The sequence below is a fragment of the Pseudodesulfovibrio sp. zrk46 genome, assembly GCF_012516435.1.
Taxonomy (GTDB): domain Bacteria; phylum Desulfobacterota; class Desulfovibrionia; order Desulfovibrionales; family Desulfovibrionaceae; genus Pseudodesulfovibrio.
Window position 1 is genome coordinate 3,111,358 of the sequence record NZ_CP051216.1, and the last position, 13,199, is coordinate 3,124,556.

The 13,199-nt window shown below is 46.2% G+C and carries 13 protein-coding genes and 1 tRNA gene; 11 read left to right on the forward strand and 3 right to left on the reverse strand.

The annotated features are described in order from the left end of the window. Nucleotides 1-73 precede the first annotated feature (73 nt). Nucleotides 74-595 carry a GAK system XXXCH domain-containing protein gene (locus HFN16_RS13980; protein WP_168891344.1) on the reverse strand — a complete coding sequence of 174 codons (522 nt, stop codon included), beginning with the start codon at nucleotides 593-595 and terminating at the stop codon, nucleotides 74-76. Between the two features lie 301 nt (nucleotides 596-896). Between HFN16_RS13980 and cobT the strand changes: the two genes are divergently transcribed. Then, nucleotides 897-1,967 carry a nicotinate-nucleotide--dimethylbenzimidazole phosphoribosyltransferase gene (cobT, locus tag HFN16_RS13985; protein WP_168891345.1) on the forward strand — a complete coding sequence of 357 codons (1,071 nt, stop codon included), beginning with the start codon at nucleotides 897-899 and terminating at the stop codon, nucleotides 1,965-1,967. 238 nt (nucleotides 1,968-2,205) lie between these two features. Here cobT and HFN16_RS13990 read toward each other — a convergent pair whose 3' ends face one another. Continuing rightward, entirely contained in the window at nucleotides 2,206-2,610 is a 405-nt protein-coding gene (locus HFN16_RS13990) for a response regulator (protein WP_168891346.1), read from the reverse strand. Between the two features lie 550 nt (nucleotides 2,611-3,160). Here HFN16_RS13990 and HFN16_RS13995 point away from each other — a divergent pair. The 9 genes from HFN16_RS13995 (at nucleotide 3,161) to HFN16_RS14035 (ending at nucleotide 12,324) form a co-directional block, all read left to right on the forward strand. Then, nucleotides 3,161-4,870, forward strand: a complete 1,710-nt coding sequence (locus HFN16_RS13995) for a sensor histidine kinase (protein ID WP_168891347.1) — start codon at nucleotides 3,161-3,163, stop codon at nucleotides 4,868-4,870. Next, a complete protein-coding gene (locus HFN16_RS14000) occupies nucleotides 4,863-5,294 on the forward strand; it encodes a response regulator (protein WP_168891348.1) in 432 nt (143 codons plus the stop codon). The genes HFN16_RS13995 and HFN16_RS14000 overlap by 8 nt, the downstream gene beginning before the upstream one ends. Nucleotides 5,295-5,313: 19 nt before the next feature. Continuing rightward, on the forward strand, nucleotides 5,314-5,700 hold the full coding sequence (locus HFN16_RS14005) for a response regulator (RefSeq protein WP_168891349.1): 387 nt from the start codon (nucleotides 5,314-5,316) through the stop codon (nucleotides 5,698-5,700). After that, nucleotides 5,697-6,092 (forward strand): response regulator, encoded by a 396-nt coding sequence (locus HFN16_RS14010; RefSeq protein WP_168891350.1) that lies wholly within the window; start codon nucleotides 5,697-5,699, stop codon nucleotides 6,090-6,092. Before HFN16_RS14005 ends, HFN16_RS14010 begins: the two co-directional genes overlap by 4 nt. A 49-nt stretch (nucleotides 6,093-6,141) precedes the next feature. Continuing rightward, nucleotides 6,142-7,422 carry a sulfite exporter TauE/SafE family protein gene (locus tag HFN16_RS14015; RefSeq protein ID WP_168891351.1) on the forward strand — a complete coding sequence of 427 codons (1,281 nt, stop codon included), beginning with the start codon at nucleotides 6,142-6,144 and terminating at the stop codon, nucleotides 7,420-7,422. Between the two features lies 1 nt (nucleotide 7,423). After that, nucleotides 7,424-8,110 carry a hypothetical protein gene (locus HFN16_RS14020; protein WP_168891352.1) on the forward strand — a complete coding sequence of 229 codons (687 nt, stop codon included), beginning with the start codon at nucleotides 7,424-7,426 and terminating at the stop codon, nucleotides 8,108-8,110. Nucleotides 8,111-8,354: 244 nt separating this feature from the next. Then, entirely contained in the window at nucleotides 8,355-9,848 is a 1,494-nt protein-coding gene (locus tag HFN16_RS14025) for an ATP-binding protein (protein ID WP_168891353.1), read from the forward strand. Continuing rightward, on the forward strand, nucleotides 9,845-11,185 hold the full coding sequence (locus HFN16_RS14030) for a sigma-54 dependent transcriptional regulator (RefSeq protein WP_168891354.1): 1,341 nt from the start codon (nucleotides 9,845-9,847) through the stop codon (nucleotides 11,183-11,185). Before HFN16_RS14025 ends, HFN16_RS14030 begins: the two co-directional genes overlap by 4 nt. Before the next feature lie 149 nt (nucleotides 11,186-11,334). Then, complete coding sequence (locus HFN16_RS14035) at nucleotides 11,335-12,324, forward strand: hypothetical protein (protein ID WP_168891355.1); 990 nt, start codon at nucleotides 11,335-11,337, stop codon at nucleotides 12,322-12,324. Nucleotides 12,325-12,364: 40 nt separating this feature from the next. Here HFN16_RS14035 and HFN16_RS14040 read toward each other — a convergent pair whose 3' ends face one another. Continuing rightward, a complete protein-coding gene (locus HFN16_RS14040) occupies nucleotides 12,365-12,796 on the reverse strand; it encodes a Fur family transcriptional regulator (RefSeq protein ID WP_168891356.1) in 432 nt (143 codons plus the stop codon). A 213-nt stretch (nucleotides 12,797-13,009) separates the two neighbouring features. Here HFN16_RS14040 and HFN16_RS14045 point away from each other — a divergent pair. Continuing rightward, nucleotides 13,010-13,101: transfer RNA gene (locus HFN16_RS14045), tRNA-Ser, on the forward strand. Nucleotides 13,102-13,199 lie beyond the last annotated feature (98 nt).

Sequence of the window (13,199 nt, forward strand, 5' to 3'; positions counted from 1 at the left end):
GTAATAAAAAAGCCCCAGAGCATTCAGATGCTCTGGGGCTTTTTTATTAGCTTGATTCTATTATTTGAGAGGATTAGTCATACTGTGCATGACAGCGACTCTTTTCGTGGATTAGTGCATCAACAGCTTTGTGAAGGGCATCCATGTCGTTTGCCTCAAAGGCTTTTTTGAGAGCTTCACAGGTCAGTGAGTAGCTTTCGTAATATTCATCACCATAGCCTGGATAAGTGACCATCAAAGCTGAGTCTTTGAGAAATGAGTCCACTGCTTCCTTGGGGGGGAGTTGGTTGTCGTGGATCATTTTTACCAGCACTTTGAAACTCGAACGCATCTGCTTTTTAAGTATTTTATAATCGGGCTTTACCGGTGCACTTGACTGAGCGTCTTCAGTGATTGAAGGTTCTACACAAGTTTCGTTTGTTCGAACCTTAGCTTTAAGTTGGATTTGTCCGAACTCTTTTTTAACAACGATTTTTATTTTTTTGAAATCATCAACACAAGCAAACTCATTTGCCCCCCCGTTCTCAATTGCATCTGCGAAATCTCTTAAAAATGCGGCGATGTCGCTAATCTCGGTGAATTTATTGATTTTCATTATTTCTCCATTCAGTATGTATGAGTTTGATCGTAGTGATAACTAAATCTATTAAGTGTGTTTCTACAATAAGATGAGATGAATTGTAACTGATTGTCTCATAAATAAGAATATCTGTGCCTGAATATCGGATCGCAGAGGTGATATGCATATTGGGTCTAGTTGTTGGACTGTGACAGGATGAATGGTATCAGTTTTAGAGATGGCGTGGTGCAAGTATTAGTTTTTAAACTTGATTCGTCTAAGTCGTGGCACTATCACCTTACAGGTAAATTACTTGCTTGAAAGGAGTTGGAAGTAAATGGATAGAGCCTTGGAAATGACTATTGCTAATGTAGAACCGTTAGATGCTTCTCTGCGGCAAATTGGTCAATCTCATCTTGATAATTTGACAAAACCAAAGGGGAGTTTAGGTCGATTAGAGGAACTGGCTTTGCAACTGTTTCTCATTCAAGGTGGGAATGCTCTCAAGGTTGACCCAATGCGAATATACACCGTCGCAGCTGACCACGGTGTCAATGCGGAAGGGGTGAGTGTCTATCCGCAAGAAGTGACGCGACAGATGGTGACGAATTCTCTTGCGGGGGGATCGGGTATAGCTGTGCTGGCTGAAACTGCCAACGTTGAGCTCGTCTTGGTAGATGTCGGTTCATGTGGTGGCGTTTATGACGATCACCCACATCTGATTCAGGATAAGATCGCCGATGGCACAGCAAATTTGGTACATGGACCTGCCATGACCCGAGAGCAATGTTTGTGTGCACTTAACTTGGGAATATCACTGGCAGATAAGGCTCGTGAAGAGGGGATTAAGGTGCTTGGTACTGGTGAGTTGGGGATTTCTAATACAACTCCCTCTACAGCTTTGTATTGTGCTTATTTAGGTATTGATCCAGACAGTATCACAGGACCTGGCGGTGGGTTACGGCCTGAAGGGGTTAAGGCTAAAGCTGCCATCGTAAAGCGTGGGCTTGATGTTGATAGTAAATTTGTTAATACTGGCGATGCGTTAGATGTTCTTATGGCTCTTGGCGGACTGGAGATTGCAGCGCTGGCAGGTATGATAATTGGCGGTGCCAAGAATCGTCAGCTTGTGTGCGTTGACGGTTTTATTTCTACTGCTGCCTATGTCGCTGCATGGAAGCTTTGCCCTGTGGTTAAGGACTATTGTATTATTAGTCATGCTTCTGCTGAGCCTGGGCACAAAGTTGCGATGGAGACTTTGGCTGTCTCTCCGTTGCTTGATTTGGATATGCGCCTAGGGGAAGGAACTGGTGCTGCCGTGGCTATGTTTTTTATACGAGCAGCAGCTAATATTTTCAATGATATGGCATCATTTGCCGATGCTGGCGTCGCAGAAGCTTCTAAGTAGTATCTTTCTATAATATGAAGAGAAAGGAGCATCCTGTTAAGGATGCTCCTTTTATTATGAGTGGCTTAATTGGTTACTGGTTCGAGTGTCTTACCACATCGTGTGCAGCGGATTGTCTTATTCTTATCACGTCTCCCAGGAAAATGGTCTTTCCCACACCAGCGACAGGTCCGCTTTAGCTTCATGATTGTTTGTAAGGCCGAATGAAAGAACCACATTCCATTTCTCCTTATCTTGATCAGGCCGGGATCCGTTTGCGGTCCGGCTCCCGGCCTGCGGCGTCCCTGATTCGAGAAGCCAATTGTTCAAAAGACACGGGTTTAAACAAAAAGTCGAACGCACCGGAGTGAAGGGCTTGTCCTGCTTCGTGAATAGTCCCGTGTCCGGTGAGAATGATGACCTCCACTTCGCGGAACGACCTTTTGACAGCTTTGAGGGTCTGTATGCCGTCGATTCCCGGCATGTTTATATCGACCACGGCCACGTCGAAGGGACAACGATCGAGCGTGCCATATGCTTCACAGGCGTCAGAGGCTGTCGCCACCTCCATGCCAGTTCGAGACAGTCGTTTCGACAGAACAGAGGTGAAATCCGGTTCATCGTCCACAAGAAGAACACGAATTATAGTATCATCAGATCTCATACCCATCGTTATTACAACGAGTATGCCAATTTGGAATTATAGGTGCTACTTTCGCTAGTTTTAGAGAATATTTGGAATGTTTTTATAATTATATCATAAAATCATATGGTTATTGATTGTGGTTCAGTGTTTTTATTCAAAAGATTTAATTTATCTTCACATCTTTTTTTACCTTAGTTCAGGGTGTTGTATTTCTGTGTGGGGCGAAATGCCCCGCTGAAGAGTGCGTTCCCCTAGAGGCCCTTGTGGTAGTGGTTTTTCCGGGCTTAGTTTTGATATGGGTACCTTTTGCACCACTGGGGCGAAAGGTGCCGCTTAGGGCTTTTAAGGGGGTGGAATACGTGTTGTGAGGTAAAGAGATTAATATCCATATTAAGTGTGTTCCTAAATGTGCTAATTTGGATTGTGCATTTATTACAGTATCTTGCATTAATCGTTTGTCTGCCTTGTTATGCATTGGGAAATTTAAATATGGCACACCTCTTGCCTTTAGAGTGCTGAAAGCGCGGCTACCTCACAAAGGCTGGCTGCTAAAAGGTAAGAGGAAAGAATGCACCCTGATCAAAAGGCCACATACGACAAATTGTCCCGTAATATCGCGTTGACCGTGATTACGGTTTCTATTGCGCCATTGATTTTGGTGGGTGGTCTTATTTTTGATCAGATGCGTTCCATCTATCGAGAGAAGGTTTACTCTCATCTGGCCGAGGTGGTGGATAAGCATAAGGATACCGTGGATTCCTTCCTTCAGGAAAAGCTGAATGAGGTTCACTACCTTGGCCGGGCTTATTCTTATGAACAATTGACTGACCCTGTTTTTCTGCAGGAAACCCTTCGCGGTATCCAGCAACAGTTCGGCCGTATTTTTGTGGATATTGGCGTCATCGATGAGAATGGGCGACAGATTGCCTATGCTGGCCCATATGCCTTACTAGGTGCAGATTATTCTGCGGCAGAGTGGTATCGGCAGTCCCGAAACCAAGAAGCGGTTATTAGTGACGTTATCTTAGGACTTCGTCAGTCTCCACATTTCTTTATTACTATTAATAATGATACTGGTGGGAAGAAGTGGACTTTGCGCGTTACGATCGATTTTCTGGCATTTAGTCATTTAGTAGAAAATATCCGGATCGGTGAGACTGGCTCTGCTTATATACTAAACAACCAAGGCGTCTTTCAGACCAAGCCTCTTGAGTCTTATGAACACCTGACCCTTTCTCCTGTAAGTAGTATCCCGCTTCCAGAATTGTCTGACGTATCCATTGGAATCGCGTCGGGTAGTGATGGCGAGGATTACTTGGAAGTAGCTTCTCCGCTTAACAATGGTAATTGGAGACTTGTCTATCTTCAGCGGGTTTCAGATGCTTTTTCAGCCATGACTCGGGCTGAAACTGTTACTCTCCTAATCTTTTTAGTGGGTGGTATCGCTATTGTTGTAACCGCCATCGTTATCTCGCGTCAGTTGGTCGTTCGGTTCAAGATCATCGACCGTGAGTCTGAGCTTATGAGTAAGCAGATGGTGGAAACCGGCAAGCTTGCCGCTATAGGCGAACTTGCCGCGGGTATTGCTCACGAGATCAATAATCCTGTGGCTATCATGATCGAAGAGGCCGGTTGGGTGGCTGACATCATGGAAGACGAAGGTAAGGGATTAGCTTCTTCTAGTGAAATTGATCGTGCTTTGCAGCAGGTTGCGACCCAAGGTCGACGGTGCAAGGACATTACACACAAACTCCTTAGTTTTGCTCGTCAGACTGATTCTCGAGTTACGAATGTTGTGCTGCCGGCGCTTATTCGTGAAGTGGTAGATATTTCGATGCAACCAGCGCGCTATGGCCAGGTTGATTTTGATCTGACCCTTGAAGAAGCGATGCCGCCCGTTCGTGCCTCGGTTACTGAACTTCATCAAGTTTTTTTGAATCTTGTAAACAACGCGATTCAAGCAATGGAAACTGAAGGTGGAGGGACTTTGTCCATCTCTTGCCGAGAGAATAACGGTGTGGCTGAGGTTGTTGTAGCTGATGATGGACCAGGTATTCCTGCCGCTAATCTTAACAGAGTCTTTGATCCATTTTTTACCACAAAGCCTGTGGGCAAGGGCAGTGGGCTCGGGTTGTCAATTTGTTTTGGAATTATCCACCAGATGGGTGGAGAAATAGATGTAGAAAGTGGTGTGGGCCAGGGGACCCGGTTCAATATCCGGCTTCCGTACCCCGCTCCAGTGGAACAGGCAAACGCAAAGGAGTTGCACCATGACTAATGCCACGATCCTGATAGTGGACGATGAAATGGGCTTTGTCGAAACCATGGCAAAACGTCTGCAGAAGCGGAACATGACCGTGTACAAGGCTTATGATGGCGATGCGGCCCTCAGCCAGTTGGAAGAGCACAAGGACGTCCAGGTCGTTATTTTGGATATGAAAATGCCCGGTAAAGACGGTCTGGCCGTGTTGCAGGATATAAAGGAAGCTCACCCTCTGGTTGAAGTGATCATGCTTACTGGTCACGCGACCGTGCCGACGGCTGTCGAAGGAATGCAGCACGGGGCATTCGACTATCTTATGAAGCCTTGTAGTTTCGACAATCTCAATGAGAAAATTCTTGAAGCCGTGGCTTTAAAGAATGAGCACGAAACTGAGGCAGTGGAAGAGCGTGTCGGTAATATTGCCGGACGTATGGGATAGAGTTCTGAGGAGACTGACTATGACCACCCGCACGAACATACGACTTCTCATTGTTGATGATGAGATCGGCTTTGCCGATGTGCTGCGCAAGCGTATGGCTCGTCGGGGTGTTGAGGCTACGCCCGCATCTAGTGGGGAAGAAGCATTTCGTATCTTGCGTGGTTACGAATTTGACGTCGCCATCGTAGACCTCAAGCTTCAGGGCATGGACGGGGTGGAGATCCTTCGTGTTTTCCGCCTTATGGCTCCAGATATGCCGGTGCTTATGCTTACCGGACATGGGTGTGATGACGCCCGAAGAATATGTATGGAATACGGGGCTTCTGGCTATCTGCATAAGCCCATAGAATTCGACAGACTTCTGGAAAGAACTCTGCACGCAGCTGAGGCAGGAGGTGCCGCATGAATGGTGTCAACGTTCTGCATATCGATGATGAGACAGGGTTCTCCGCTTCGGTTGGCAGGCGGTTGATCCGGCGGGGCATGAATTGCCACTCGGCTGCCAGCGGTCCAGAAGCGCTGGATATATTGGCACGGGAAGATGTCGATGTTGTATTGCTCGACATCAAAATGCCGGGAATGGACGGCATCAAGACCCTTGGTAGTATCAAAAAAGAGCATCCTATGATAGAAGTCATAATGCTCACAGGTCATGCGGATACGGACATTGTCATATCCAGTTTGGCCATGGGAGCTTATGACTATCTGATTAAACCGGTTGAGATCGGTATAATCATGCGAAAGATCGAAGATGCTGCCGAGAGACGAAAAAGAAACCTGGAACAAGGGGCGCGATAGCGTCAGGGGTTCTGCACAAGTCGAAAACTCAAGAGGAAGCGAGGAAATCATGCGATTTTTCAATCAATGGGGAAGATTCATGATGGCGGGAGCCGGAGCTCTCGCACAATGGGAAATTAACAACGCAAAGTCGATTGTGAGCAGCCGTAAAAAGCTGTTGTTGATCGGTCTTATGGTTATTCCCATTATTCTCGGCGGCATTGCGTTCGCCGATGACATCGGACCAGTTCTGCCCGACCTGTTGGGCGGTAAGAAAGCTTACAGCCCGGCGTTTTACAGTTTGGGAATTTTTCTGGTGTCCATTGCCATCGGCATGGGCGCAGGTTTGATTACCGGCTGTATTGGTGCAGGTGGTGGATTTATTATCGCCCCAGCTCTTATGTCTGCCGGCATCAAGGGGATTTTGGCGGTCGGTACTGACCTTTTCCATATTTTCGCAAAGGCGATAATGGGAAGTGTCATTCATCGAAAGCTTGGTAATGTCTCTGTCGCACTGGCAGTGGTTTTTCTTGTCGGTGCTGTGATTGGCGCAACTGCTGGTGGTATCATCAACCGTGTACTCTATGAGATCAACCCAGTCCTGAGTGATGCATTTATCACGACTGTATACTCTCTGATGCTTGGCTTCTTGGGCTTCTATGCTCTGTCTGATTACTTGCGGTCGCGCAAGAAGGGCGGTGGCGGAGACGCTCATGGTGGTTCCGAGGGCGCTGAACTTGGTGCCATGTCCAAGAACCTTCAGTCCGTCAACTTCCCCCCCATGGTGAAGTTTGATCAGGACTTGGTCCCTGGTGGCCGTCAGATCTCTTGGGTCTTCTTGGTCCTTTCCGGAGCATTGGTTGGCCTTGCTGCTGGTATTATGGGTGTTGGTGGAGGCTTTCTGACCTTCCCGATCTTTGTCTACGTCCTCGGTGTTTCTTCCATGACCACCGTTGGTACCGACATCTTCCAGATCGTATTTACCGCAGGTTTTGCCTCGGTCTCCCAGTATGCAATTTATGGATTCATCTTTTACACTTTGGCAATGGGTATGCTTATCGGATCCCTGCTCGGTATTCAGATCGGCGCACTAGTTACCAAGGTTGTCCCCGGTATTACTATTCGTGGCTTCTACGCCATGGCTGTTTTGGCCGGTTTCATGAATCGAATCTTTGCACTGCCCGGCAAGCTTGGTGAAATGGGTGTTATCCCAATCTCAGCTGAAATGGGGGCAATACTCAATGATATTGGTATTTGGGCATTCTTTGTCGTAATCGGCGGATTCTCCGTCTGGGTTATCGGTACGTTCCTGCGCAATATCCCTGCGCTGAAGAGCGGGGAGGCACATTAATATGATAGCTAACAAGAAGGAATTCTACGGTGGAGTAATCCTGCTGGCGGCGTTCTTTGTGGTGCTGTTCTTCATGTTCCAGCCCATGTTCAAGGGACACAACGCCATGGAGTATCTGGATAACCTGTATAACTCAATTTCCAAGGGATCAGTGAATTATGTTCCAGCTTTGAAGGAAGATGTTCATCAGCTCGACTCCATGAATGTGGAGCTTGTTTTGAACTATCCCAGTGAAGTTGAGGCTAGTCAGTCTGTGGCTCTTTTTACCAACACTGGTTCAACTGCTTCAGCTGCTGGTAAGACGGTAAATGTCTCTGGCTCACTTGGGAATATCCTCAGTGGTACACTCGCCGATGCGGATTTAATGTACCACAATGACAAAAAGTCCATTGAGGATAAGTATGGCATTGAAGCGCGTCGCGTAGTGTTTAACTGGTGGACTTCTCTCAAGCTTATTGACAAGGGCCTCAAGGATCAGGGAGCGTTTGCCGCAGCTAAGCTCGTGACCACTATTGAGAAGAAGGCTGTTGAAGCTTCGTACAATTATTACGAGGTTGAGCCGATGAAGATTACGGATAATCTTGGGTTGGTTATCTTCTCATTGGCATTCTATGTCTTCTATACATTGTGGTATGGCTTCGCCATTCTCTTCATCTTTGAGGGGTGGGGCTTGAGGTTGAGTCACTAAATAAAATACTAATTCCATACCCCAGCCAGTGTGCGGCTCGGTCGTGATTTCCCCGGCGACCGGGCCGCACTAATTTGGGATATACTCAGAGAAACGATAATCGCAGAGGGGAAGGCATGGTCGTTAATCCTACGGCTGTGGCGGGGCGAATAGCATATTAATTGAACGAGTGGGGCGTTTTACCCCGGAAAGAGTTTACAGCGCCTTATTTTTTACATAATTTAGGTTGTATAAGGAAAGTCTCATGAATCTTCAGAATTATTACGACACGGTCATGCAATTAAGTCACGGAATCGTGGTGACGCTTGATTTAGATGGCCTCGTTGTGCATGGAAATGCTGAGTTGGAACAGCTGTCAGGTTATTCCATGCAGGAGCTCGCCGGTCGTGATTGGTTTGAGACCTTCATCCCAGAAGATGAACGTGATGCCGCTCGTAAAGCTGTGTTGGAGCGTGCTCATGATCAGGGTGTTTCCGCAATGGCCGGTGCCATTCGCGACCGCGACGGTGATTTTATCTACATTCATTGGCATCTTAAGCCGTTGGCTGACTCCAAAGGAGAGGTTATATCTATTTTATGTGTCGGTCAGGATGTGACTGGGCACATGTTGCGAGAAAATGGGTTACTTCGTGAGCGCTTCACTTTGATGGAGCGCAACAAAGAACTAAATTGTCTCTATGAAATCAGTCAGCTTATGGGTGATATGGAACCTCCACTAGGTGTACTTCTTCAACGAGTTGTCCAAGTGCTTTCAAATGGTTTTCAGCACCCGGAAAAGACGCATGTTCGTTTGCGAGTAGATAACGAAATATGGGAAACTAGCTCTTTTCTCGCTACGGACCATGTTATTAGTGAGCCTGTTATGGTGCACCGCGAAAAGCGTGGTGAGTTAGCGGTATTTGCAGAGTCTGGTCATAAGGCTCCGTTTATTGATGACGAGCTAGACTTGTTGGCTACAGCGGTTCAGCAAGTGGCACTCATTGTGGCCAAAAAGGAGTCGCGCGAGTCTAAGTTAGCCCTAGAGGCGCAACTGCGTCAGGCTGACAGGTTGGCGAAAATTGGACAATTCTCTGCTGGTGTAGCACATGAAATAAATGAGCCTTTGGCCAATATCTTGGGTTTTGCTGAGTTGGCTCTTCAAACACCGAATCTGCCTGAGCAGGTGAAGTCTGATCTTGGTTCTATTGTCGATTCGTCGTTGCATGCACGTGAAGTCATTCGCAAATTAATGTTTTTTAGTCGCCAGATGCCACCTCAATTGTTGGAAGTGGATTTTAATGAAGTGGTGGAACAAGCTATTTCAATCACTGAAACTGGTGCTAAGCGTTCCAATGTGGAAATCGTACGTGATTTCGATTCAGCATTGCCAAGACTGCACGCTGATCCTCAGCATCTTAAGCAGGTTGTGATTAATCTTGTTGCTAACAGCATCCAAGCGATGCCGGATGGCGGTCGCATAACTGTTCAGACCATAAGTGATGGAAGCGATGCCTATATCATTGTCGAAGACACTGGGCCAGGTATGGAGCCAGAAGTGCTGAAGCAAATTTTCAATCCATTTTACACTACCAAGGATGTAGACCAAGGAACTGGCCTTGGTTTGTCTGTCGTGCATGGGATAATTAAGGCGCATGATGGGTTTATTCAGGTCCACAGTAAGCCTGGAGAAGGTACGCGTGTTGAAGTGGCTTTTCCCTGTCCAAAGGACGGAATCCTGTGTAGCGAGGGTGTCTCATGAGTAATTCTATACGAATCTTGGCTGTCGATGACAGCAAATCTACTCTTGAAGTAATTAAGCGAAATTTACAGCCTGAAGGGTATGAAGTCTTTACTTGCGAAAGAGTGGATGAAGCTTTGCCGTTGTTGGAAGACTTGGAGGTCGATTTAGTAATCACTGATTACCGTATGCCACAGGCAACCGGTATGGACCTTATTAAACATGTTCGTGCGAATTACCCGGACACCGAGATCATGATGATTACAGGGTATCCGTCAATCCCCGGAGCTGTTGAGGCCATCAAAGACGGTGCAGGGGAGTACCTTGCTAAACCATTTACTAAAGAAGAATTGCTTGGAGCTGTAGAGCGTATAGTTGAACGTCATCAGAGAAGACGAGTGCTTAGTTCACCGGATACACCTCCAGATAATTTTGGCATAATTGGCAGTTCGCTTGAAATGGAGCAGGTATTTCGGCGTATTGGCAAGGCTGCAGCTACAGATGCCAATGTACTAATTGTTGGCGAATCGGGGACAGGTAAGGAATTGGTCGCACGTGCGGTTCATTATAATAGTGATCGTCGAGCAGCCCCTTTTGTTCCCGTCAATTGCACGGCTATTCCCGATAGTTTGGTTGAGAGTGAATTATTTGGTCATGTAAAAGGTGCATTTACAGGAGCGAAAGAAGGGCGGGCTGGTTTTTTTGAAATAGCTCAGGCCGGTTCTATTTTTCTTGATGAAATAGGTGATGCAAGTCCCAATATGCAGGCTAAATTGCTGCGAGTGATTCAATCAAAGGAATTTACTAAAGTGGGCTCTAGCAAAGTGCATACTGTTGATACTAGAATCCTTGCAGCTACGCATAAGAATTTAAAGAGAATGGTCGAAGAGGGCTCATTCCGAGAAGACCTTTACTACCGTATTAATGTCGTTGATATTCCCGTTCCTAATTTAAGCGAACGAGGTGATGATATATTGGTGTTGGTCCATCATTTTCTGTCCAAGTTTTCTAGGGCTATGCACCGGACGCCACCGGGTTTAACCGATGATGTACTTCAAGCATTTCGTCGATACGCTTGGCCCGGTAATGTCCGAGAACTGGAAAATTTGATTCAACGACTTGTCGTGATAGTAGATCACGACCCCGTGGAGGTTACTGATCTTCCGGAAAGCATGCGTTTTAGTTTACCGAAAGAAGGTGGAGTTAATCGTTCCCTTGCTGAAGTTGAATATGAGCATATTCAAAATGTTCTCACAATGACTGGTGATAATAAGACTCGTGCTGCTGAAATCTTAGGGATTAATAGAAAAACCCTGCGCGAAAAGATTAAGAGAATGGAGCAACGGGGAGAAAGCTAAAAGCTACATGATAGAAAATATGGATTCGTAGCGCTATGATGTGATTGTAATAGGAGAATAATAATAGAATTGCAGCTAGGTATTGAAATTGCAAACGTCACTGGTTAAGCAGTCTCGGCGTCAATTTCATGTAAACTAAAGGCAAAGGCATGTTGAATTTTCTGGCCCAACTCGATTATCTGCGGGACGTGCAGCGGACCTTCGGTAGTGGAGCGGACCGATTGGATATGATTGGGGTTTTCTCCAAAATACTGTCCATTGTGGTGCCTTTGGTTTTGGCAATGGCGTTATGGTACTATCGACGCATTATTGGGTTCTATATACTTCGCTTTTTCGCTCGTCTGTTCGCTCCTAGAAGTCGACGTATTGTCGAAAACTATTTAGTGACAAAAGGCGTAATGCTCGATGTTTACGTCTACTCAAGTAGCGGTGTGGGTAAAAATATAGGTCAGGCCAGAGTGTCTGAAGTTGTTGGTGGCAAGATGATATTACAATTAGTCAACGTCGCCCCAACAGCTTTGAAATTTCATCATACTCGTGTGGTTTGTTACACAAAGCCGTTCACTTATTCCGGACGTAAAATCAATGCGTTCGTTACTTTTATTACACATGTCGTTAAGCGAGGATCTGTCATAAAAGAGATGTCCCTTGCTACCCCTATTAGATATAAATTTGTTATACGGCGTAAACATAGTCGCCAAAGGGTTGCTCGAGAAGGGACTGTTCGGGTTAAGGCGTGGGATGTGCGGAAACGTAAGACGTTCTGGATGGGGCGTCCAGATTTGCAGACCATCAATAACCCGGCGCGATATGGTAATAAGATGCGACTGTCAGTAGAGAATATCTCAGCTGGTGGCATGCGGATATTGGTGATTCATCCTTCTGGAAAGCTTCCGCCGCTTAAGGAAGGGGCGCAACTTGTCTTGAGAGTTAGCATTTGGAATCCAAAGACCAAGAAGTTCGCTTACTTTAACGTGATAGGGGCCATTCGCAGCCGTTTCAAGGGAAAGGGTGGTGCTATCGGACTTGGTATTCAGTTTACAGCTGAAGGTGAGAATGTGGGAGGTAAGTATGTCTGGAAAAGCCTCTCCGGTGAGATGAAGGCTTTGTCTCAGTTCTTAGAGAAAATTTCAGGATAATAAGACCAAATAAAAAGAGCCCTGCAAAGCAGGGCTCTTTTTATTTGGTCTGACAGTCAGAGCAGATACCATAAAGGTACATTTTGTGTCGAAGTAACTTGAAATCATGTTCTTGCGCCAGTTGCTCTTGGCGAGCTTCAATTGTTGGGTCAAGGATTTCAATGTTCTTGCCACATCGCTCGCAAATGAGGTGGTCATGATGATCCTCGCCGTAGCTTAACTCATAGCGAGTAACACCATCTGCGAAATCTAATGGCTCGATTAGGCCGGATTCATATAATAGCTTGAGAGTGCGATATACTGTGGCTTGGCCGACCGATTTATCTCTCTTCTTGACTTTGGCATAAAGCTCTTCAGAGGACAGGTGAGCATTTTGTTTGAGGAATGTATCAAGAATGAGGCGCCGCTGAGGCGTCATCTTAAGGTTCTTATCCGCTAGGTAGTCCGCGAAAACATCTTGTGGATTTTTCATACTATATTTGGTTAGTTTTATTGAATTACATTCTAAATGTAATTACGGGAAGCATGCAAATGTGTCAAATGCTCATATTAAAAATATGGGTTTCAATTTGTTTTCGGCAATTCTCAGGATAATGTAGCTTTAGTTGCTTTGTTTCTTGACATTCATCAATGGGATTTCTACAAGGTTCATCTCGGTTGGGCACCTTGTCTGTCAACCGATCATGGAGAGGTGGCAGAGTCCGGTTTAATGCGCTGGTCTTGAAAACCAGAGGCGGTTTACCCCGTCCGGGGGTTCGAATCCCTCCCTCTCCGCCATATTTCAAAATCTCTTACGTTCAGGAAGAGTCTAAAGCCCTCATTAAGAGGGCTTTTTTGTTGCTATTGTTGAGTCTCTAGCAGTCTAGGCGAGTCAG

Coding starts and splice junctions, on each gene's coding strand:
- HFN16_RS13980 (WP_168891344.1), bottom strand. CDS start 595: ATGAAAATCAATAAATTCACCGAGATTAGCGACATCGCCGCATTTTTA.
- cobT (WP_168891345.1), top strand. CDS start 897: ATGGATAGAGCCTTGGAAATGACTATTGCTAATGTAGAACCGTTAGAT.
- HFN16_RS13990 (WP_168891346.1), bottom strand. CDS start 2,610: ATGAGATCTGATGATACTATAATTCGTGTTCTTCTTGTGGACGATGAA.
- HFN16_RS13995 (WP_168891347.1), top strand. CDS start 3,161: ATGCACCCTGATCAAAAGGCCACATACGACAAATTGTCCCGTAATATC.
- HFN16_RS14000 (WP_168891348.1), top strand. CDS start 4,863: ATGACTAATGCCACGATCCTGATAGTGGACGATGAAATGGGCTTTGTC.
- HFN16_RS14005 (WP_168891349.1), top strand. CDS start 5,314: ATGACCACCCGCACGAACATACGACTTCTCATTGTTGATGATGAGATC.
- HFN16_RS14010 (WP_168891350.1), top strand. CDS start 5,697: ATGAATGGTGTCAACGTTCTGCATATCGATGATGAGACAGGGTTCTCC.
- HFN16_RS14015 (WP_168891351.1), top strand. CDS start 6,142: ATGCGATTTTTCAATCAATGGGGAAGATTCATGATGGCGGGAGCCGGA.
- HFN16_RS14020 (WP_168891352.1), top strand. CDS start 7,424: ATGATAGCTAACAAGAAGGAATTCTACGGTGGAGTAATCCTGCTGGCG.
- HFN16_RS14025 (WP_168891353.1), top strand. CDS start 8,355: ATGAATCTTCAGAATTATTACGACACGGTCATGCAATTAAGTCACGGA.
- HFN16_RS14030 (WP_168891354.1), top strand. CDS start 9,845: ATGAGTAATTCTATACGAATCTTGGCTGTCGATGACAGCAAATCTACT.
- HFN16_RS14035 (WP_168891355.1), top strand. CDS start 11,335: ATGTTGAATTTTCTGGCCCAACTCGATTATCTGCGGGACGTGCAGCGG.
- HFN16_RS14040 (WP_168891356.1), bottom strand. CDS start 12,796: ATGAAAAATCCACAAGATGTTTTCGCGGACTACCTAGCGGATAAGAAC.